Source organism: Pseudoalteromonas rhizosphaerae (genome assembly GCF_902498845.1).
GTDB classification, from domain to species: domain Bacteria; phylum Pseudomonadota; class Gammaproteobacteria; order Enterobacterales; family Alteromonadaceae; genus Pseudoalteromonas; species Pseudoalteromonas rhizosphaerae.
In genome coordinates this window covers 158465-179422 of record NZ_CABVLM010000004.1, presented here as the reverse complement: position 1 = coordinate 179422, position 20958 = coordinate 158465, and the positions used below count along the sequence as shown (strand labels likewise).

Genomic DNA, 20958 nt, shown 5'->3' with positions numbered 1-20958 from the left:
TATTTAAATATAAAATTTACCCAATATTAACCTATATCAAGCTTTAAAATCACAACTTTTATTACTTTTTTATGGTTTTTTTCAACAATATTTTTTTTCATATTTAGCGATTTTTTCTGTATAAAAATCTGCATGCTGGTAGGCTATGGCAAATTTATAAAAAATAGATTGTTACTATGTCAAAAATCCGTTCAATGAGTTTAACCACCCGTATCATGATAGGTATGTTTCTGGGGGTTGCTGTAGGCTTCATATTCCAAGCTATATTAGCTGGCGAAGACGATTTTCTAATCCCACTTGGATTATTCTCTTTGCCAATTAAGGGCTTTTTTGTAGATGGTTTATTTCATATTGGTGGACAAATATTTATCGCCAGTTTGAAAATGTTAGTTGTACCACTGGTATTTGTATCACTTGTTTGTGGTACATGTAGCTTAAGTGATCCGAAAAAATTAGGCCGTTTAGGCGGTAAATCAATCGTTCTCTATCTTATTACTACCGCAATTGCAATTACGGTTGCGATTACCTTGGCATTATTAGTTAATCCAGGGGAAGGGATTAACTTACCTTCTGAAGCGACGTATAGCGCAAAAGAAGCACCAACTCTTGCACAAGTAATCATTGGCATGTTCCCAACCAATCCAATTGATGCCATGGCAAGCGGCAATATGTTACAAGTAATTGTATTCGCATTGCTATTTGGTATTGCAATGGCTCTTGGCGGCAGTGCTGGTAAACGAGTAGCGGTTGTTTTTGAAGATTTAAACACCGTGATCTTAAAGCTAGTTACCTTATTAATGAATGTGGCTCCTTATGGGGTGTTCTGCTTAATGGCGAAGCTATTCACTACTATCGAGTTGAACTTGATAGTCAGCTTAGCTAAATATTTTGGTGTTGTGGTGGCTGCGCTATTTTTCCATGCCTTCATTAATTACACCTTACTGTTAAAGTTTTTAACCGGATTAAACCCGATTATCTTCTTGAAGAAAATGAAACATGCCTGTTTATTCGCATTTAGCACTTCAAGCTCAAGTGCAACAATGCCTATTACACTTGAAACAGCCACTAAAAAATTAGGGGCAAAAAATTCAGTTGCGTCATTTACAATTCCACTCGGTGCCACTATTAACATGGACGGTACAGCAATCATGCAAGGTGTGGCTACGGTATTTATTGCACAAGTATTCAGTGTTGATTTAACGATTTCAGATTACTTAATGGTAATTTTAACCGCCACTTTAGCATCTGTAGGCACCGCTGGTGTCCCTGGTGTAGGCTTGATCATGCTTGCCATGGTCCTGAATCAAGTTGGTTTACCTGTTGAGGGCATTGCCATCATTATTGGCGTTGATAGGTTACTTGATATGACTCGTACGGCGGTCAATGTCACAGGCGATTGTATGGTGACATGTGTAGTGGCTAAATCTGAAGGTGAACTAGATGAGGCAGTATTTAACGACCCAAATGCAGCCAAAGACTTAGAGGATTATCACAAATCAACTGACTAAAGTTGTGCGTGTATAAATGAAAAAAACCCGCAAATTTGCGGGTTTTTTTATCATTTAATAACGGAAACCTTTATGGGTTTAGCCCTTTTAAACGAGACAATAATGATATACCGGTTTTGTTAACAGTGTTACTCAACCCGATAGCAAGCTTGTCGCTTAAGCTCTTTTTAACTTTATATTTAATTTTATATATTTGTCGCTCATCTTGATACTTAAGCAATGTGTCATCACTGGTTTCTATGGTATCGACTAGACCTTTTTCAAGCGCTTGAGTCGCAAACCAGTGCTCACCTGTTGCCACTAAGTTAATATCTAAACTTGGCCGTTGACTGCTAACAAACTGTTTGAATAAGTCATGAGTTTGCTCTATTTCTTCTTTAAACTTCTCCCGTGCTTTATCTGTATTTTCACCAAATAAAGTTAGGGTACGTTTAAACTCACCCGCAGTGATTTGTTCAAAATCAACATCGTTTTTCTTCAGAATTTTATTAAAATTTGGAATTTGTGCTATCACACCAATAGAGCCAACGATAGCAAACGGTGCGGCAACAATTTCATCAGCGACACAGGCCATCATGTAACCACCACTGGCAGCAACTTTATCAATCGCAACCGTAAGGTGAATACCTCTATTTTTAATGCGTTGTAGCTGGGAAGCAGCAAGTCCATAGCCATGAACCACCCCGCCACCACTTTCTAGCCTAACCAACACTTTGTCTTGCTTAGGATCGGCAATTGCAACAATTGCGGTAATTTCTTCACGTAAGCTATCGACTTCATGAGCATCCATACTACCATTAAAATCAAGTACATATAATCGTGGTTTCGACTGTACATCAGTGGTTTTTTTAGCATCATTCTTTTGTGCTTTATGGTGTGCTTTTAATGCTTTTTTAGATAAGGTGCTTGCAATAAAATCATTTTTCAAATCATCTAACTGCTCAGAAATATCATCTATCTCAATCTCACCTTTTTTACTTTTAGGCTTTATCGCTGCAGCGACACTAATTAATATTACCGCAGCGGCGGCAATCACAAATGTCGCCGTTTTAGCTAGAAACAGCCCGTACTCATATAGAAATTCCAATCGTATTCTCCAAACAAAAATTTGACCTAATTTACCATTCAAACAAAAAAAAGCCACTTTTCAGTGGCTTTTCATTTATTTTAATACTCTAAAAAATTAATCAGTGACAATCTCGGTATTTTGAATAGATAACGCACGACCTCGAGTTACTAAGTAAGTTGCAATCTGTAATTGCATTTCACTTGTCGCGGCAGCGCTTCCTTCAGCCGTCGCGCCTGCGGCTGCATTCGGTGCAGGTGTAAGTACTGAGCTGTGATGCCCTTTGGTAAATTTAACTAAATAACTCATACCATCGTCAGTAGGCGCTTGCGACTGGGTTACTGTCGTTAAACCCATTAAGTTAGCAAGTGGCAGTGAGCCTGCAATTGGATTGTTTACAGTCATTGGTGGAATCACTTGGTCTGGTTTATTTCCATTAACTTCTCCATCTCCAACTACCACATTCATATAAACAGGTGTGCCAAGCGCTTTTATAGCAGATGCATAGTTTGTAGGATCCCCGCTATCAAGTGCCGTCTGTGCTGCAAATGAGAACTGACTCATTACACCTTGAATGTTAGCTAGCTTAGTCATTTCACCAGCTGCATTTAACGAAGTGTAATATTCTCCATACCCACATGAAATACTCTCGCTCGTAGAAACTGCTTCACCACAATTTGATACAGCAGAGCTCTCTCTATAAGCTTGGAACTCAGCAGATTCAGATGTCCCAGCTGATAGCAATACTGAGCCTTGAACAAATGGGCCAAAACTCGCCGATTCTAGTAAGAAGCTGGCTATCCCACCACCACCGCTAGCAAGTGCGACGCTATTGACTTTGAACAGACCATCAACTTGGCTATCTAAAGGTGTATTTGCTTGAGTAACAAAAGCGGGAGCAACTACTGAGCCTAATGAATGTCCAATAAACACTACATCAGAAGTGTTAAGTGATGTATCGTTTGTAAAGTTTAGACCAAGACGTAAAGCAAGTAAATCAGCTGCAGACTGTCTTAAATTGTCACGTGCTACTAGTAATGATTGCAAATTCATATACGCCAGGACAGAGCCTGTTGATGCATTAAAATCATCATTACCATCGTCATCCACGTCAATACCACGTTCACCATGCACTGGATGGTCTATTGAGGCCGTTGCAAAGCCTTGAATCGCTAAACTAGCCGTTAATGCCAGCATATCTTCTTTTTTAGAAGTAATACCATGTTGCATTATCACCACCGGCCAACCACCCGCTGGCATTTCAAGTGCCGACATACCAAGACTTTGTGTTCTGATAAAATTTATTACAGGCAAAATAGGTTTTGTTATCTGAACAGTTACTTCTTGCTGGCTTTGCACTTTTGGGATCGGATTGTATTTTGTTAAGTGGCGAGTAATATCAATTTTCGGGTAATCATGTAATCTCCCCTCACTTAAACCTTGGCAAAGCGGCTCATATGGACCAACATCAAACATTGTAGGATCAATTTCATCTTCTTTTCCTGCTTCGCGCAGCGCTTGATCAGCTGCTTGCTGATTAAGAACGGCAACTGGGCTTGAACACATGCCTTGCCAATATGTAGCAGCTAAATCTGAAATTTCTTTTCCTTCAGGCTGAGATAAATACATAGGTAGTGTCACACTACCTTTTTGATATTGAACACCTGCAAATGCTGGCGAAAGTCCCGTAATACCTTGTGAAGCAAAGACTTGCTCAACCGTTAACATTGGTTGTTCAGGAATTTGAACCATTGGCGTTGGCAAGGCTGGATTTTGTAAGCTCGCTGCTAGCAATTTTTTAATAGTACCAAGCACTGGACCTACAGATTGAATGGTCATCGCTGCTGAATATATAATCTCATCTTTAGTGATCGTGCCGCCTGAAATAAGTACATTTTCATAGCTATTTACCACGCCCTGCAGCGCGAGTTGCGATTCAGTTACTAATGGGGCTTCCTGTTTTACTAATCCGTAGGTTGAAGATGGCTGGATTGAACGCCCTAATGAGTCTTTAAGCTCAGTCGTCAGCACATTAATATACGAGCTGCCAGCTTTAAACGGTTTTAATGGAATAATAGCAACCGCATTGCCACTTGCTTTAGTGATGAAATCAACGCCAAAGGTTAATTCACCTAATAATTTACATCCTGCTCCAGCGGGTACCGCTGCGCAATCTGCATCTGTCAAACTAGCGCCCATAACAACTTCAAAAATACGCACAGCTCCCGGCGCACCAGCCGAACTTTCATCAAGGCTCACATTCGCAGGAAAGGTAAGATCTACTTTATAGGGAACTTGGCTAGACCAGCCATCAAGTGCACCTAGTGCCAGTGACGGGTTAGCATAGGCGCTTCTTGGCACTGATGCACCATTAGCACTCAACTCACCGGGGATATTTATAGTGCCATCTTTTGTACCACTCATTAATAAATCATTTGGTACTGAAATAACCCCATTTGCGGGATCAAACTTCACTGTAGCTGATGGAATAACTGGTGGTGTATCATTTTTAACATCTTCTAACGTTTCACCGCCGCCGCAACCAGCTAGAGCAGCTGTAATTGCAAGTGAGAGTAGCATTTTTTTCATATTGTTTGCTCCGCACGTAATCTTTTTTTTATGTGTGTTGATAAATAAGTGTAGCTAATTTTGTTACTAATTCTTTTAAGTTTTCGCGTAATATTTAGTTAAAATAATGTAATTAGGTTATTAATAAGACATTAGACCAGTTAAAGTTAACGTAAAGTTTCAAATTTCGCCACCTTATTTTGCAATAAATTCGATAACTTGGTGTTTTGCTATGTTAAAATCAATCAAATTGATTTTTTGGACCTTTATTATGCAAACCTATAAAGCGGCTGATAATGCCCTACAAGACAAAGTGATCTTAGTAACTGGTGCAGGTGACGGCATTGGCCGAGTGGCTGCAATAACTTATGCCAAACATGGCGCAACGGTTATATTATTGGGTAAAACCACCAGCAAACTGGAAGCGGTATACGATGAAATCATTGCCGTTGGCGGGCCAAAACCTGCGATTGTACCGATGGATTTAAAAGGTGCAAGCAAACAAAACTTTCGTGATTTAGGCGCTACCATCGAACAGCAATTTGGTAAACTAGATGGCTTGCTCAATAATGCAGGAATAATTGGCTCACTGGGTCCACTTGAGCATTTTTGTTCATCAACGTTTGATAACATCATAAAAGTGAATGTTACCGCTCAAGCGATGATTACAAAATATATGTTTCCAGTTTTACGTAAATCTCCAAGTGCTTCAATTATTTTCACCTCTTCTGGTGTTGGTCGCCAAGGTCGTGAGTTTTGGGGCGCGTATGCCATTTCAAAATTTGCAGTTGAAGGAATGATGCAAACATGGGCATGTGAAGTTGGTAAAACGAATATCCGGATAAATTGTATTAATCCCGGCGCCACCCACACAGCTATGCGTGCCAGTGTCTATCCAGGCGAAGATCGCGATAAACTAGCCTGCCCTGAAGACTTAATGCCAACTTATTTATACTTAATGAGTGATGATTCAAAAGACGTCAATGGTCAATCATTAGACGCGCAAACAAAGAAATAATACCAGTCGTGTTAAGTTACTGACCATTTATAGCGACAGATAAATACAGTGATAACAAGGCAGGAATTTTGACATGTAGTTGTTCTACATAAAAAATCCCTAACGCAGTTAGCACTTTATTTAGCCCGCTAGAATGGTTAAATATTTAAGTCGATTGGTATAAACCAAGTACTAAACATAAAAAAGCCGCTAATTAGCGGCTTTTTTAATGCAAGGCAGATATTAACGGCGTTTAGTTTGTTTAACGCGATTATTATGTTTTTTGACTGCTTTACGAATTTGATTAATTTTAGCGCGCTTATCTTTGCGTTTTTCAGGCATAACAGATAATTTTGTTTGCGTTTCACGGCCAAGCTTAACTGTTTTACGTAAGTAATTTACAGTCTCTAAATCTAGCTCAGCCCAACCACCTTGTGGTAGACGTTTATCGAGCTCTAATTTACCATAACGAATACGAATAAGGCGAGAAACCTCAACGTCTTGAGACTGCCATAAACGACGAACTTCACGGTTACGCCCTTCAGTCAGCGTTACATTATACCAGCGGTTAATACCTTCGCCGCCCAGTGGTTTAATAGTAAGAAATTTTGCCATACCATCTTCAAGCTCAACCCCTTTGGTTAAATTTTTGATAGTTTCTGCTGTTACTTCACCAAATACACGTGCTGAATATTCACGCTCTACTTCGTAACTTGGGTGCATTAAGCGGTTAGCAAGCTCACCATCATTGGTGAACAACATTAAACCTGCTGTATTTATATCTAAACGACCAACAGCAATCCAACGTTCACCATCAACGCGCGGCAGGCGGTCAAATACCGTTCTACGTCCTTCAGGATCTTTACGTGTACATAACTCACCTTCAGGTTTGTTATACATAACAACGCGACAGATACGTTCAGCTTTTTCTTCAATTTTTACCGTATGGCCATCAACACGGATCTGGTCGGTTTCTTCAACACGATCACCCAGCTTTGCTACTTTACCATTAACACTGACACGATTTGCATCAATGTATTTTTCCATCTCACGTCGCGAACCTACGCCCGCTCTTGCTAAGACTTTTTGTAACTTTTCACCTTGTATACTCATTCGGATAGTTCTCTCACAGAAGGATCACTCAATAACTGGTCAATTTTACTTTGCTGCTGTTTTGGCAGTGGCGGTAAGTTATCTAAACCTGTTAACGAAAAATAATCTAAAAATTGTTTGGTTGTGGCATATAAAGCGGGCCTACCTGGCACCTCTTTATGACCAACAACATGTATCCACTCACGCTCGAGCAGACTTTTAATAATAGTTGAGCCTACGGTCACTCCACGTACTTGCTCTATCTCGCCCCGAGTTATCGGCTGACGATAAGCAATAAGCGAAAGAGTTTCTAATAGTGCACGGGAATATTTAGGCGCCCGTTCTTGCCAAAGGTTATTTAACCAAGGGGCTAAGCTGGCACACGCCTGAAATCTAAATCCACTACCGACTTCAACTAAGCGAATACCACGGGTTTGATAATGAATTTGGATCTGTTCAATCGCGAGGTTAATACGTGTCATAGACACACTTAACTCAGTTAATACGGTGTCTTTTAAATGCCGTTTACTGACTGGTTTTCCCGCAACAAAAATCGCCGCTTCAATGATCTCAACAAGCTGCTCATCACTGATTCGTTTCGTAGCCATTTTCGTAGCAGATTTTGTCACCATAGGCACCAAGACGTTGCGGTATATTCAGCGCGCTATTATGCCAGATCAATACAAAGGTTGGAAAAGTTATTCTATAAAAATGTAAAATAGCAGCGATTAAAGCGCTGCTATTGTAGATAAACGAGCTAGTGCGTTACATTTTTAATCAAATTGTCGCACCTTGATATCGTTTCACAAACTCAGTAACCACTTCACCATTACAAATCAATGAGTTTAAGTTTGCTATTTTTTCTTTCACTGGAGCCAAACCTTGCTTCAAGGCAGTAATACATAGCTGTGTTTCTGCCTGTGAGTTTTTAGCAAACACTTCAATTACTTTTTCTTGGCGAACTTTATCATCCACTTTTTTTGCAATATCACGAATATCATCACCATTACACAAAATACTTTTTGAATAACGTGATAAATACACCCCGTGCTGGGCTGCAACTTTGCGTGCTGCAGTAAATCCTTCGTTAGCACTGATTGAGCATAATTTAGATTCAATTTTATGATCAGCATTATAATAATGTGCTGCACTGGCAGTCTCAGAGAAAGCAGTCGCTGCGACGAATAATGCTAATAATTGTAGTTTCATGATTTACCTTTAAGTGGAGTTATATTGTGAGCAATTTTTGCGCATTATATAGACCGAAGTTTACAAATCAACCGAATTATCTATTTAATTTTTTATTTAAAAAAGCGTTAACAATGTTTAATCAAAATTCATACTTTGTTCAACAATTGAGCGGCTTATTATTATAAATAAGCGCATGTACCATACGCTAATTGATGGTAGAATTTGCCATAATCTGCAAAAGATAACTCTAATTAAAGGTCAAGCCATGAAAGTAATTTCATTTAACATTAACGGGCTGAGAGCTCGTCTGCACCAATTACAAGCAATCATAGATAAACATCAGCCTGATATAATCGGCTTACAAGAAATAAAAGTACATGATGAAGCTTTCCCACTCGAAGATGTTCAAAATATGGGTTACCACGTTTATTTTCATGGTCAAAAAGCACATTATGGCGTAGCTATGTTATGCAAAACTGAACCTAAGTCTGTGGTTAAAGGATTCGCAACAGATACTGATGAATCACAAAAGCGCATGATCAGCGTCACTGTTAGCCAAGAAAATGGCCGTGATCTAACCGTAATGAATGGCTATTTTCCACAAGGCGATAACATTACTCATGAAACAAAATTTCCGTATAAGCGACAGTTCTACCGTGATCTAATGACTCACTTACAAAGCCACCACAGTAACGACGAGGATGTCATTGTCATGGGCGACATCAATATTTCTCCTACTGATCTTGATATTGGCATTGGTGAGGTTAATCGCAAGCGTTGGTTAAAAACTGGCAAATGTTCATTCCAGCCTGAAGAACGTCAATGGCTTGCAACCTTGCTAGATTGGGGATTTACAGACACCTTCCGTGAACTTCACCCAGACACAAGCGAACAGTACTCTTGGTTTGATTATCGCTCTCGCGGCTTTGATGATAATCGTGGTCTACGCATTGACGTTGTCCTAGCGACTCCATCTTTGGCTGCTCGTTGTATTGACGCGGGAATTGACTATGAATTACGTGGTATTGAAAAGCCATCAGATCATGCGCCAATATGGTCAACCTTTAGTTAACGCTAATGGATAAGCTAACGACAATCCCGATAATAAGCATTGAACTTCAGGCAATTACCTGGCTTGTTATCGGCTATATTTTTTGGTCGAGTGTCAATAAGTCACACTACCAACATTTAATAACCACGCCGGCCCGTCAAACAGGCCTATTTGTCTGTGCGTTAGCATTTGCCTTATTGTGGCGAATTAAAGCCGGCATATTACCCGGTCTTGAACTGCATATTTTAGGTGTAACTGCCATAACGCTTATTTTAGGCTGGCGCTTTGCATTATTGAGCGCCACCTTAGCCAGCCTGCTGTTAACGGCTTTTAATCAAATAAGCATTGCGCAATTACCTATCCACTTATTGTTAACCGCTTACTTACCCATTTTAGTCAGTTATGGGGGATTTATACTGTGTTATAACCTATTACCACGGCATTTTTTCATTTACATTTTTGTATGCACTTTTATTTGCGCCGCTTTCGTCGCCTGCTTTAAGATTATCACTATTAGCTTATTTTATTATTTAACCGGCAATTACAATTGGTTTGAATTAAGTGAAAATTATCTCTATTTATGTGTCATTATTTGCTTTCCTGAAGCGATGTTAAACGGCATGGCTATTACCCTATTGATCATCTATCGCCCACATTGGGTAAAAACATTTTATGATAAGGATTACCTAGACTCATGAGTCTCGATTACCAATGCCCGCTCTGTCAGCAGTCACTTGAATTACAGGCCAAAGTGCTAAAGTGTATTAACAACCATAGCTTTGACACTGCAAAAGAAGGCTATGTGAATTTATTACCTGTGCAACAAAAGAACTCTAAGCAACCTGGTGATAATCTTGACATGGTACAAGCAAGACGTGCTTTTTTAAGCACTGGGCACTACCAGTTTTTACAACATGCCGTTGCACAGCGAGTTGCTCTGCAAGTACCACAACAGGTAATTGATTTAGGGTGCGGGGAGGGTTTTTATACTCATGCGATTGCCAATGCATGTACAGCACACGTTTATGGCGTCGATATATCAAAATCAGCGGTTAAATATGCTGCAAAGCGATACAGTAACTGTAATTTTAGCGTTGCATCAATCAGCCAAGCTCCATTTAATGATGGCTCAGCAGATGTATTAGTGAGTATTTTTGCCCCATTATTTGATGCTGAATTGGCTCGATTAGCAAAAGTAGACGCTACATTGGTAGTTGCAAGCCCTGGCCCTTGGCATTTAAAAGAACTCAAGCACTATATTTATCGAGACGTCAATGCGCATACACCGATTGCTGCGCCTGAAGGGTTTGAGCTTATAGAGCAAACATTGTTAGAACAACAGATAAGTTTGCCATTTAAAGATGTGAAGAACTTGATCACTATGACTCCCTTTGCTTGGAAGTTTCGCCCTGAACATTGGCAACAACTAGAACAACAAGGTGAGCAAGCTGTCACCCTGTCATTTTATGTTAGTCAATTTAAACGTGTTACAGATTCTCTCGGGTAAACGCGCGGTCCATTTTATCAAACATATCATTGAGTAAATGGGCCAACTCCGCATAACGTGGTTTGTCTTTTGGAACATGCCCTTGGTAGCCATTGGCTACCATTTTCGTATGGAGCTCTTTATACCAATGCTCCATCGCAGGCTCAAGTACAGTATCTGCACGCTTGCCTAACCACAGCAATCCCTGTAGCGGTAGAGATAAAAAAAACAACGCGATAGCGACTGCTTGAGGTAAAAAACTGCTGCCTAAATAATTAATTTGCATAAATAAAGTGAGCATTGCCAAAATCGGCATTACTGTAATTGCCAGCTCGGTGGCTTTGATCACTCTAAACTCCGTGAACAGAGGCGCTAATTCTTTACGCATAGGCCATTTTTTTGCATATTCACGACCAGTTTGGACTTGTGACATCACACTTTTTTGCATCATGACTCCTAGGTGTCGCTGGTATATTTATTAATGTTACCGCAATGAGTGTATCATATTCACGGTAACATTCCTGTGTAAAATCCCTTCCACCTTTTTCGTCCAAAACGTGTTTTTGATCATGGTTTAAACTTACCTTAAAACAATTAATGAGTTAAAATAAGCGCACGTTAAGTCAACTAGACTTTAGTATAGTCATTACAGATATCCATAGCAATTTATCGACCAATGACTCTTTTACTTTAATCACTATGCTCGAGTACTTGGTTATATAACAACTAAGCTTAATGCGCAATTGTCAAAAAATGGGATCCTGTTATGTCTTCGCAATCATCACCTCATCATGTTCTTGTACTGAACTGTGGAAGTTCGAGTTTAAAATTCGCTATTTTAGATGCCACCACATCTGAAGAAATCATTTCAGGTCTTGCTGAACGCCTAGGCTCATCGTCGCCATCTGTGAAATACAAGTACCTTGGCAAAAAACAACTGATTGAACTTGCGCCTAATCAAGCTCACAGTGCAGCAATCGATACCTTAGTTAGCCTTATCAACGAACACCATTTAGCTGAAAACCTTATTGCAGTAGGTCATCGCGTGGTTCACGGCGGCGAGCACTTTACTAAATCGGTACTGATTGACGATGATGTAATTAAAGGAATCACCCAAGCCGCTACGCTTGCGCCATTACATGGGCACGCTAATTTATTAGGCATTGCTGCGGCGCAAGCATCATTCAAGGGACTACCGCAAGTTGCTGTGTTTGATACCGCGTTTCATCAAACCATGGGCAATGTTGCCTATTTATATGCCCTTCCTTATAAACTTTATACTGATTATGGTGTTAGACGTTACGGCTTTCATGGTACCAGCCATTATTATGTTGCAGGTCAAACAGCAGCCCTTTTAAACCAGCCTATTGAGCAAAGTAATTTTATCAGCGCTCACTTAGGTAATGGCTGCTCTGTGTGTGCAATTAAAAATGGCAAAAGTGTTGATACCAGCATGGGCTTAACTCCACTAGAAGGCTTAATGATGGGCACCCGCAGCGGAGATATTGATCCGGGTTTATTTAACTTTTTAACCACCCAACTTAACTACGATGCACAACAAATTGATGATTTATTAAACCAGCAAAGCGGCTTACTGGGTATCAGTGAACTTTCTAATGACTGTCGCACGATAGAAGAAGCTGCTGTCGCAGGAAATGAAAAAGCCATTTTAGCATTGGAGATGTTTTGCTATCGTTTAGCAAAACAAATAGCCGCATTTATGGTGCCATTGCAACGCCTTGATGCGTTAATTTTTACCGGTGGTATTGGTGAAAACTCCGATATTATTCGTGATAAAGTAATAACACAGCTGAGCTATCTTGGCCTTGATTGCGACAGTACAGCCAACCTTGCAGCCCGATTTGGCACACAAGGGGTTATCAGCAGTAATAATGCAAAAACAAAAGCAGTAGTAATGCCAACAAATGAAGAGTGGGTCATTGCTCTTGATGCCGCCTCAATTGCACAGGAGTTATAATTATGGCACGTCGAATTATGCTAGTACCTATCTCTACTGGGGTTGGTTTAACATCGGTCTCAGTCGGGTTAGTGCGTGCGTTAGAACAAAAAGCGGTAAAAGTTAATTTTTTCAAGCCCATAGCCCAGCCTCGCTCAGGTGAAACGGGCCCTGAAAAATCAACACAAATTGTCACCCAAGGCTCACCTATTACACCCCCTACTCCTTTTGCACTAAATTATGCAGAGCAAATGATCGGGGATGGTAAAGGTGATGATTTACTTGAAGAAATTGTTGAGCGCTTTGAAAATGCCATAGGCAACGATGTAGTCGCAATTATCGAAGGTATGGTCCCTACTCGCCGCCAACCTTATGCAGGTAGAGTAAACCGCGAAATAGCACAAACTCTCGGCGCTGACATTGTGTTTGTGCTCACTCCTGGTAATGACAGTAACGATCAAATTGAAGACCGCCTAGAAATTGCAGCCGGGTATTATGGCAGTGTTGACCATGCCCGCGTATTAGGCTGTATTTTTAATAAAGTAAATGCACCACTGGATGATGAAGGCAGAGCACGCGCCGATCTCGTGGAAGCACATAAACCCGACGAGCTTGACAATGAGCTCAATCGCTTAGCATCTTTACCTATTTTTAGAAAACATCCGTTTATGTTGCTTGGCTCGATCCCATGGGATTTTGAGCTGGTTGCGCCGCGTGTTAAAGATTTATGTGCGTATTTAAAAGCTGACGTGATCAACGAAGGTGATATGGCTCACCGTCGTCTACGCCGAGTAACATTTTGTGCCAGAACAGTGTCAAATATCTTAAATCATTTTACCCCAGGCGCACTGCTGGTGACCCCAGGCGATCGTTCAGATGTGTTAGTTGCGGCCTGTTTATCAGCCATGAATGGCACTAAATTAGGAGCTATCTTATTAACTGGTGGTTTTAAACCTGAGCCACGGATCATGACCTTGTGCGAACAAGCGATGGCCACCGGCCTGCCAATCCTCAGTACAGATGCTGACACCTGGCGTACTTCATTGCTACTGCATAACTTTAATATGGAAGTACCGTGCGATGACGTACAACGAATTGATAAAGTAAAGCATCATAATGCCAGCCATATTGATTCTGACTGGTTAGATACGCTTGCTAAAAGTGTCGGCAAAACTCGTAAAATGTCGCCTCCAGCATTTCGTTATTTACTCACGGATAAAGCCCGCCAAGCCGCAAAAACTATTGTGTTGCCTGAAGGCAATGAGCCTCGCACAATAAAAGCCGCCGCTATTTGCGGTCAACGTGGTATTGCGAAGACCATTCTATTGGGCGATCGAGAAGAAATTGAACGTATCGCTATACAACAAGGTGTTGAGCTAAACGAAAATGTAACCATTATCGAACCTCTTGATGTGATCAACGACTATGTTGCGCCTATGGTTGAAATTCGTAAAAGCAAAGGCCTGACTGAAGTGGTTGCCCTTGAACAGCTCCAAGACAACGTTGTGCTTGGCACTATGATGTTAGAGCGTGGTCAAGTTGATGGTCTGGTTTCGGGTGCAGTAAATACAACTGCCAACACCATTCGTCCGCCGCTGCAATTAATAAAAACCGCACCAGGGTCATCATTAGTCTCGTCGGTGTTTTTTATGTTGCTGCCTGATCAAGTACTGGTATACGGAGATTGTGCCATAAATCCTGATCCAACCGCTGAGCAATTAGCCGATATTGCCATTCAATCCGCAGACTCAGCCGCCGCATTTGGTATTGAGCCACGAGTAGCGATGATAAGCTACAGCACCGGCACGTCAGGCACTGGGGCTGATGTAGAAAAAGTCCGTCTGGCAACAAAGTTAGCGCAACAAAAACGCCCTGATCTGATCATCGATGGCCCTTTACAATATGATGCGGCGATTATGGAAAATGTCGCACTTAAAAAAGCACCAAATAGCCCAGTGGCTGGTAAAGCGACGGTGTTTATATTTCCAGACTTAAATACCGGTAATACCACTTATAAAGCGGTGCAACGAAGTGCTGATTTGATAAGTATCGGCCCAATGTTGCAAGGTATGCGCAAACCCGTCAATGACTTAAGCCGCGGTGCTTTGGTTGATGATATTGTCTATACCATTGCGCTGACTGCTATCCAAGCGGCACAAGCCGAAAACATTTAACACCATGGGTAAAGTGATTGCATGATGATCACTTTACCCTGTGCATTTCTTTAGCTAATAATAATTATAAATAAAATAAATAACTTAGCGTTGTTATACCTCCCTATTCCCAACCTTATCCACAGAAATTGTGGACAACATTGCTCTTTTATTTAAGTAAGATAATCTATACTATTGATCAGTATACACAGATGGGAAGTCTCACAATTAAAAAAGGGGTAGCAATGTCTAAGCAAACGTTACAACTGCATAGTACGGCCTTTACCATTCATAGCCTTGATGTTGATAGCGAGATCCCCGCTGCTTTATTCAAACAATCAATGTTTATTATCGCCAAAACCAATGATGAGTTATCTATTGTTTGCCCTAGCCAGTTCGCCATTGAAAGCCTTGATGCTGAGCACGATTGGCGCGCGTTAGAAGTGATCGGTCCACTTGGTTTTTCCTTAACCGGAATAATGGCAAATATTTCTGGAGTTTTAGCCAGAGCTAATATCTCTATTTTTGCTATTTCAACCTACGACACCGATTACGTTTTAGTAAAACAACAGCGTATTAAAGATGCCATCAGCGCGTTAAAAAAAGATGGCTATCAGTTTCTCAATGAGCCCAAATTAACATAATGAAATACACGGATATTAGTTATTTACCACAACGTCAGTTAGCGGCTAACAGTATTGCAATTTGTAGCCCTTTTAGTGGTAAAGTTGCCCCATTAAGCGAGCACCCAGAACCCTTCTTTAGCTACGGCACACTTGGCCCAGGGATAATGGTTGCCCTGAGCAATCATAAAATATTAGCGCCCTTTGATGGTACATTAATGCAAGTAAAAAATGCCGGTACTGAATTTATTTTACAAGCCAACAATGGCTTAAAAGTGCTTCTAAATTTATATTTAGACCAACAGCAACACATTAAACACACTCATATAGCCCAACTCAACGGCAGTAAAATAACCAAAGGGCAACGGCTCGCTTATTTTGATCTTAGAGATCTCAATAGCCCCTTACTTGCCAGCCTTATTTTACTTAACGGGCATCAACTTAAACCAATACATTATTCTTTATCTCAGGTTACAGCTGGGGTAGATACTCTTTTAACACTAACTAAGAAGTAATTAATATGACGACTCTTTACGGCATTAGTAACTGCGACACTATAAAAAAAGCCAAAAAATATTTAACCGATAACAATATTGACTTTAATTTTCATGATTACCGTAAAGACGGCATAAGCCTTGATATGATCACTGAGTTTGCAACGCACATCGACTGGCAAGATCTGGTCAATAAACGTGGCACAACCTATCGCCAATTATCAGATGAGCAAAAACAGAACCTTGATAAAGACACTGCCTTGGCAATTTTGGTAGCACAACCGGCAATGATCAAGCGCCCAGTGCTTATTCACAACAACAGCTATCATTTAGGTTTTAAACCAGCGCAATACGATGAGATTTTTGCATCATGAATCATCCCGTCATCGAACTTGCGCAAGCCTTAATACAGCGTCGCTCAGTCACCCCTGAAGATGCAGATTGCCAAACTATAATGAATGAGCGATTGGCACAGCTTGGTTTTAATATTGAATCACTATTTTTTACTGACACCCAAAATACATGGGCGCGTAAAGGCGACAGCTCACCGCACTTTTGCTTTGCAGGTCACACTGATGTAGTACCAACTGGACCAGAAAAGAACTGGCAGCACCCGCCTTTCTCTGGCTTTCTAGCCGATGGCATGTTGCATGGCCGTGGTGCGGCTGATATGAAAGGCTCTTTAGCTGCCATGGTGGTAGCAACCGAGCGATTTGTAACTAAACACCCCGATCATAAAGGCTCAATTTCTTTTTTAATTACCTCTGATGAAGAAGGCCCTTTTATCAACGGCACCACGCGAGTAATCGATACGCTGGAAGCCCGAGGTGAAAAAATAGATATGTGTTTGGTTGGCGAGCCTTCATCGCGTGATGTACTGGGTGATGTCGTTAAAAATGGCCGCCGAGGCTCACTGACTGGCTTTTTAACTGTCAAAGGCATACAAGGTCATGTGGCTTATCCGCAACTTGCTCTAAACCCGATTCATATTGCAGCGCCAATGCTTGCCCAGTTGACTCAAACGGTATGGGACAACGGCAATGAATTTTTCCCTGCTACTAGTTTTCAGATTTCAAATATTAATGGCGGTACGGGAGCTGGCAATGTGATCCCAGGCGAGCTTGAAGTGCAATTTAATTTTCGCTTTAGTACCGAAGTAACTCATCAGCAACTCCAGCAACGAGTTAACGACATTCTGGCTGAATATGATTTTGCATACGAGCTGAGTTGGATTGTTAACGGTCAGCCATTTATCACCGAAGGCGGCCCGCTTATTGATGCGACGGTTGCAGCCATCAAATCAATAACTGGCTTAAATACCGCACTTGAAACCACTGGCGGTACTTCAGATGGACGTTTTATAGCACAAACCGGCGCTAAGGTTATTGAACTTGGACCACGTAACGACACCATTCATAAAGTGAATGAGTGCGTTAATTGTGATGATCTCATTGCACTTGCTGATATTTACGAGCAAATTCTAGAGCAACTTTTAACATGATCCCTGCTAAGCTCACATCGCAACAGTTGGCTGAGTGTGCCTGTGGTAAAGACGAGCTGCTGCTTGTTGATTATCAAGCTCATAAACTGCATAAAGACATTATTGATGACTTTATGCAGTTGCAAAATGCAGCTCGCGATGCAGGCTTTGCTCTGACTATTGCATCAAGCTTTCGTAACTTTGAACGTCAAGCATTGATTTGGAATGCTAAATTTAATGGTCATCGACCTGTGCTCAATAAGCAGCAACAGCCCGTTGATTTAGCCTCCATGACAGACATTGAAAAATGCCATGCCATTATGCTTTATTCAGCCCTACCGGGAACCAGTCGCCATCACTTTGGTACTGATCTGGATATTTTTGACCAAGCCAGTGTTTCTGATGACTATCAGCTGCAGTTAGAGCCGCACGAATACCAAGACAATGGCCCTTTTGCAGCGCTGACCAAGTGGCTTGATAGTCATATAGAAAAGTATGGCTTTTATCGCCCTTATCAACATGATTTAGGCGGCGTTGCGCCTGAACCTTGGCATATTAGCCACATAGTGCAATCTGACATTTTACTACAACATCAGAGTTTAACCGTATTAGCTAATACTATAAATAACAGTCAGCTTGCCGGCAAAGCAGCTATTTTGGCGAATTTGCCGCAACTGTATCAGCGTTACGTGCTGAATGTCAGCCCTGCGGTTGTTTAGCCAGTAAAAAAACCAGCACAGCGCCAAGAATAACGGCGCTGGCAATAACAAACTGAATGCTTAGTTCTTCCGCTAAAAATAACATCCCTGCCAGTGCAGCTATCACTGGCACACAAAGCTGAACCACTGCGGCTTGACTGCTTTTTAATAAGGGTACGGCAACATACCAAACACTATAGCCAATACCCGACGCAAGAGCACCTGATGCACATGCAAGCGCGATCCCCTGCCAACTGATCCCCGATAAATAACCAAAACCCACGATCAACAATATCGGTAATGCAAATAAACTACGCACAAAATTAAACGTTGTGGTTTTCAGTGGGGATAGGCACACTTTTCCGCGAATACTGTATATCCCCCACGCAATACCGCTAATCGTCATTAATAATGCAGGGCTCATTGACGGCATCGTTGCCGATGGCAGCATTAAATACACAAAACCAATGACAGCGATAATAAATGCACACCACTGTACAGTTGTGAGTCGCTCCTTGTTGAAAATCCCCCAGCCAATCATAGTTAATTGAACAGCTGAAAATAAAATCAACGCGCCAGTTCCAGTGTCCAATTCTACATAGGCAATTGAAAAACATAACGCATAAACCAGTAAGCTAACACTGCTGCGCCAACTACCACGTTCATGCTCTGTATTATTAAGATTGTTACCTTCCCTAGCTAAAGACTCTGTTGGTACTGCTTGTATAAGGAAAATAAATCCTAAACACAATGCGCCACTGAATAGCCGCAAAGCTGTGAAATTCCATGGATCAATGTAATTTTGTGCTAATGCCATACGACATAAAAGAGAATTAGCTGCAAATGCCACTAGGGCGAGTACCGTAAACAATGTTGCTTTCAAAGTGATCCTTAGTTTTAATATTGCTAAGCATTAAACCCTATGAGGTGAGTTATTCTGTCGTTTAGTAGTCGGCAAGAACTCGAGCCATTAATTAATCAACATAATAAGAAAATCAGCTACCTGTTTGCCTGAAGTATCTATTTATACAGGATTGCCATAATAGCGCAAAGCTTACCTATTGTTTTGATCATTCGAATGTATCGTGCAACAACTCAGTGACCAATGATCGCGTAACTATTTCTTATAAACACGGTGATTGCTACGCTTTTTTACATTGTTTAACATCTCCTCTGGATTAGATTATGCTAATCTGTATTAACGCTTATAAAAGGAGTGCCATGTGCAACGCAGTGTTATTTTTGGCTTTTGTGTCATGCTAAGTGGATGCAGCACCATTGGGTTTAGTGATCTGTTTTCAGATTACGCTACCCAAATGACGCCTGTACGCCAAGCTATTAAGACCAACAATATCGACCAAGCCCAACAGCTTTTGCCGACTAATGGGCAGTCACATAGTAACTACTTGCTCAATCAATTAGAGCAGGCCCGTTTAAGCAATTTAAATAATCAAAATGAGGCTGCAAAACCACAGTACGAAGCGGTATATCAGCAAATGGAAATAAAACGCCAAGCAGCAAAAATACAAGTAAGCGCAGGGCTTGAACAAAGTAACGCCCTTTTAACCAATGATTCAGTCATTAGCTATACGCCAGCGGCTTATGAAATGAGTATGCTGCACAGTTACCAAGCACTTAATTATATATATCAACATAATATCGAAGGCGCATTAGTCGAAGTTCGCCGTGCAAATAAAGTACAAACAGATGCGTTAACGGCTAATCAAGACGACATAGATGCTAGCGTAAAAGCAGCACAAAAACATTACCCAAGTATGGATGAGGTGATCAAAAACGTAAAAAATGGCTATCAAAATGCGTTTACATTTTATCTGTCAGGTTTGCTCTATCAAAGTAATAAGCAATACGATGATGCATATATAGATTATAAAAAGGCATTAGAGATCAATCCTGAAAATACCTATTTGCAGCAGGTTGTGCTGCAATTAGCAAAACAGCAAGGGTTTGATCAAGATTTTTCCGAGTATAAAAAACGCTTTGCTGAATTACCAAAACAAGTCGCCAACAGCGGTGACGTTGTGGTCTTGATCGAACAAGGTTTAGTGCCAGAAAAAGATGAATTTGTGTTGCGTCTGCCTATTTATACATCCGGTGGTGATGCCCGTTTTTATAGCTTAGCGATGCCCGTTTATAAAGATAGAGCTTATATACCAGCGGTTAGTGATATTAGTATCGGAACACAGATTTTACCTTTGAGTCCATTGGTAAGAATAGAAGCGTTAGCGGCTAAAACACTTGAAGAGCAAACACCTGCAAGAGTATCGAGGCAAATATTGCGGTTAGTCGCTAAAGAAAAAGTACGGGCAGAGCTGGCTAGAAGTGGCGGCGATGTGGGTAATATACTCGCTAATCTATACAACCTAGCCTCTGAGCAAGCAGATACCCGCAGTTGGTTAACTTTACCTAATCAAATAAGTGTTGCGCGCACCCAGTTAACAGCAGGAGACCATGTTTTAAAACTTGCCAATCAGAAAGACATAAACTTTACGGTTAGTAAGCAAGGGTTAACCTTGATTTATCTAACCTCTATTAACAACTATTTTAATTCCCATGTAGTGCAACTTTAGGAGCTA

Annotated in this window: 20 protein-coding genes; 13 read left to right on the top strand and 7 right to left on the bottom strand. The window is 41.0% G+C overall.

The window, feature by feature from the left end; all coding sequences use genetic code 11:
• The first annotated feature begins 176 nt into the window (after window positions 1–176).
• Window positions 177–1508 (top strand): dicarboxylate/amino acid:cation symporter, encoded by a 1332-nt coding sequence (locus PSR9079_RS07875; RefSeq protein WP_149981035.1) that lies wholly within the window; start codon window positions 177–179, stop codon window positions 1506–1508.
• 70 nt (window positions 1509–1578) lie between these two features.
• On the opposite strand, the gene sohB is transcribed toward PSR9079_RS07875, so the two are convergent.
• Both sohB and PSR9079_RS07865 read right to left on the bottom strand, forming a co-directional pair.
• A complete protein-coding gene (gene sohB, locus PSR9079_RS07870; RefSeq protein WP_149981034.1) occupies window positions 1579–2595 on the bottom strand; it encodes a protease SohB in 1017 nt (338 codons plus the stop codon).
• Window positions 2596–2691: 96 nt separating this feature from the next.
• Complete coding sequence (locus PSR9079_RS07865; RefSeq protein WP_149981033.1) at window positions 2692–5163, bottom strand: VolA/Pla-1 family phospholipase; 2472 nt, start codon at window positions 5161–5163, stop codon at window positions 2692–2694.
• 250 nt (window positions 5164–5413) lie between these two features.
• Between PSR9079_RS07865 and PSR9079_RS07860 the strand changes: the two genes are divergently transcribed.
• A complete protein-coding gene (locus tag PSR9079_RS07860; protein ID WP_149981190.1) occupies window positions 5414–6160 on the top strand; it encodes a YciK family oxidoreductase in 747 nt (248 codons plus the stop codon).
• A gap of 222 nt (window positions 6161–6382) precedes the next feature.
• Here PSR9079_RS07860 and rluB read toward each other — a convergent pair whose 3' ends face one another.
• From rluB to PSR9079_RS07845, 3 genes are all read right to left on the bottom strand, one after another.
• The gene (gene rluB, locus PSR9079_RS07855; protein WP_145233749.1) at window positions 6383–7252 is read right to left on the bottom strand and encodes a 23S rRNA pseudouridine(2605) synthase RluB; all 870 of its coding nucleotides are present in this window, start codon (window positions 7250–7252) and stop codon (window positions 6383–6385) included.
• Window positions 7249–7839, bottom strand: a complete 591-nt coding sequence (scpB, locus tag PSR9079_RS07850) for an SMC-Scp complex subunit ScpB (RefSeq protein ID WP_149981032.1) — start codon at window positions 7837–7839, stop codon at window positions 7249–7251. Before scpB ends, rluB begins: the two co-directional genes overlap by 4 nt.
• A 169-nt stretch (window positions 7840–8008) precedes the next feature.
• Complete coding sequence (locus tag PSR9079_RS07845; protein ID WP_145233745.1) at window positions 8009–8440, bottom strand: exonuclease III; 432 nt, start codon at window positions 8438–8440, stop codon at window positions 8009–8011.
• Window positions 8441–8687: 247 nt separating this feature from the next.
• Between PSR9079_RS07845 and xthA the strand changes: the two genes are divergently transcribed.
• The 3 genes from xthA to rlmA are packed head-to-tail and all read left to right on the top strand — an operon-like array spanning window position 8688 to window position 10980.
• Window positions 8688–9494, top strand: coding sequence for an exodeoxyribonuclease III (gene xthA / locus PSR9079_RS07840; protein ID WP_149981031.1), 807 nt, complete (start codon window positions 8688–8690; stop codon window positions 9492–9494).
• A 29-nt stretch (window positions 9495–9523) separates the two neighbouring features.
• On the top strand, window positions 9524–10171 hold the full coding sequence (locus tag PSR9079_RS07835) for an energy-coupling factor ABC transporter permease (protein ID WP_149981189.1): 648 nt from the start codon (window positions 9524–9526) through the stop codon (window positions 10169–10171).
• On the top strand, window positions 10168–10980 hold the full coding sequence (gene rlmA / locus PSR9079_RS07830) for a 23S rRNA (guanine(745)-N(1))-methyltransferase (protein WP_149981030.1): 813 nt from the start codon (window positions 10168–10170) through the stop codon (window positions 10978–10980). Before PSR9079_RS07835 ends, rlmA begins: the two co-directional genes overlap by 4 nt.
• Here rlmA and yfbV read toward each other — a convergent pair.
• Window positions 10961–11407: a terminus macrodomain insulation protein YfbV gene (gene yfbV / locus PSR9079_RS07825; RefSeq protein WP_145234096.1), complete on the bottom strand. Its 447-nt coding sequence runs from the start codon at window positions 11405–11407 to the stop codon at window positions 10961–10963. The two genes, rlmA and yfbV, sit on opposite strands and share 20 nt — an antisense overlap.
• Before the next feature lie 318 nt (window positions 11408–11725).
• Between yfbV and PSR9079_RS07820 the strand changes: the two genes are divergently transcribed.
• From PSR9079_RS07820 to PSR9079_RS07790, 7 genes are all read left to right on the top strand, one after another.
• Window positions 11726–12937, top strand: coding sequence for an acetate kinase (locus tag PSR9079_RS07820; RefSeq protein ID WP_149981029.1), 1212 nt, complete (start codon window positions 11726–11728; stop codon window positions 12935–12937).
• A gap of 2 nt (window positions 12938–12939) precedes the next feature.
• The gene (gene pta / locus PSR9079_RS07815; RefSeq protein WP_149981028.1) at window positions 12940–15090 is read left to right on the top strand and encodes a phosphate acetyltransferase; all 2151 of its coding nucleotides are present in this window, start codon (window positions 12940–12942) and stop codon (window positions 15088–15090) included.
• A 224-nt stretch (window positions 15091–15314) separates the two neighbouring features.
• Window positions 15315–15713: an ACT domain-containing protein gene (locus tag PSR9079_RS07810; RefSeq protein ID WP_145233734.1), complete on the top strand. Its 399-nt coding sequence runs from the start codon at window positions 15315–15317 to the stop codon at window positions 15711–15713.
• A complete protein-coding gene (locus PSR9079_RS07805) occupies window positions 15713–16207 on the top strand; it encodes a PTS sugar transporter subunit IIA (RefSeq protein ID WP_145233732.1) in 495 nt (164 codons plus the stop codon). Before PSR9079_RS07810 ends, PSR9079_RS07805 begins: the two co-directional genes overlap by 1 nt.
• A 5-nt stretch (window positions 16208–16212) precedes the next feature.
• Entirely contained in the window at window positions 16213–16560 is a 348-nt protein-coding gene (locus PSR9079_RS07800) for an ArsC family reductase (RefSeq protein WP_149981027.1), read from the top strand.
• A complete protein-coding gene (gene dapE / locus PSR9079_RS07795; protein WP_149981026.1) occupies window positions 16557–17687 on the top strand; it encodes a succinyl-diaminopimelate desuccinylase in 1131 nt (376 codons plus the stop codon). The genes PSR9079_RS07800 and dapE overlap by 4 nt, the downstream gene beginning before the upstream one ends.
• Window positions 17684–18385: a M15 family metallopeptidase gene (locus PSR9079_RS07790; protein ID WP_149981025.1), complete on the top strand. Its 702-nt coding sequence runs from the start codon at window positions 17684–17686 to the stop codon at window positions 18383–18385. Before dapE ends, PSR9079_RS07790 begins: the two co-directional genes overlap by 4 nt.
• On the opposite strand, the gene PSR9079_RS07785 is transcribed toward PSR9079_RS07790, so the two are convergent.
• Entirely contained in the window at window positions 18366–19247 is an 882-nt protein-coding gene (locus PSR9079_RS07785; protein ID WP_149981024.1) for a DMT family transporter, read from the bottom strand. The two genes, PSR9079_RS07790 and PSR9079_RS07785, sit on opposite strands and share 20 nt — an antisense overlap.
• 340 nt (window positions 19248–19587) lie before the next feature.
• On the opposite strand from PSR9079_RS07785, the gene PSR9079_RS07780 reads away from it, so the two are divergent.
• Complete coding sequence (locus PSR9079_RS07780; RefSeq protein WP_149981023.1) at window positions 19588–20952, top strand: COG3014 family protein; 1365 nt, start codon at window positions 19588–19590, stop codon at window positions 20950–20952.
• Window positions 20953–20958 lie beyond the last annotated feature (6 nt).

What these genes read in the sequence shown, in the direction of transcription:
- PSR9079_RS07845 (WP_145233745.1), bottom strand. Translation starts at nt 8,440, where the DNA reads ATGAAACTACAATTATTAGCATTATTCGTCGCAGCGACTGCTTTCTCT.
- PSR9079_RS07820 (WP_149981029.1), top strand. Translation starts at nt 11,726, where the DNA reads ATGTCTTCGCAATCATCACCTCATCATGTTCTTGTACTGAACTGTGGA.
- dapE (WP_149981026.1), top strand. Translation starts at nt 16,557, where the DNA reads ATGAATCATCCCGTCATCGAACTTGCGCAAGCCTTAATACAGCGTCGC.
- PSR9079_RS07865 (WP_149981033.1), bottom strand. Translation starts at nt 5,163, where the DNA reads ATGAAAAAAATGCTACTCTCACTTGCAATTACAGCTGCTCTAGCTGGT.
- PSR9079_RS07875 (WP_149981035.1), top strand. Translation starts at nt 177, where the DNA reads ATGTCAAAAATCCGTTCAATGAGTTTAACCACCCGTATCATGATAGGT.
- PSR9079_RS07860 (WP_149981190.1), top strand. Translation starts at nt 5,414, where the DNA reads ATGCAAACCTATAAAGCGGCTGATAATGCCCTACAAGACAAAGTGATC.
- scpB (WP_149981032.1), bottom strand. Translation starts at nt 7,839, where the DNA reads ATGGCTACGAAACGAATCAGTGATGAGCAGCTTGTTGAGATCATTGAA.
- xthA (WP_149981031.1), top strand. Translation starts at nt 8,688, where the DNA reads ATGAAAGTAATTTCATTTAACATTAACGGGCTGAGAGCTCGTCTGCAC.
- rlmA (WP_149981030.1), top strand. Translation starts at nt 10,168, where the DNA reads ATGAGTCTCGATTACCAATGCCCGCTCTGTCAGCAGTCACTTGAATTA.
- yfbV (WP_145234096.1), bottom strand. Translation starts at nt 11,407, where the DNA reads ATGCAAAAAAGTGTGATGTCACAAGTCCAAACTGGTCGTGAATATGCA.
- PSR9079_RS07810 (WP_145233734.1), top strand. Translation starts at nt 15,315, where the DNA reads ATGTCTAAGCAAACGTTACAACTGCATAGTACGGCCTTTACCATTCAT.
- PSR9079_RS07790 (WP_149981025.1), top strand. Translation starts at nt 17,684, where the DNA reads ATGATCCCTGCTAAGCTCACATCGCAACAGTTGGCTGAGTGTGCCTGT.
- PSR9079_RS07805 (WP_145233732.1), top strand. Translation starts at nt 15,713, where the DNA reads ATGAAATACACGGATATTAGTTATTTACCACAACGTCAGTTAGCGGCT.
- rluB (WP_145233749.1), bottom strand. Translation starts at nt 7,252, where the DNA reads ATGAGTATACAAGGTGAAAAGTTACAAAAAGTCTTAGCAAGAGCGGGC.
- PSR9079_RS07800 (WP_149981027.1), top strand. Translation starts at nt 16,213, where the DNA reads ATGACGACTCTTTACGGCATTAGTAACTGCGACACTATAAAAAAAGCC.
- pta (WP_149981028.1), top strand. Translation starts at nt 12,940, where the DNA reads ATGGCACGTCGAATTATGCTAGTACCTATCTCTACTGGGGTTGGTTTA.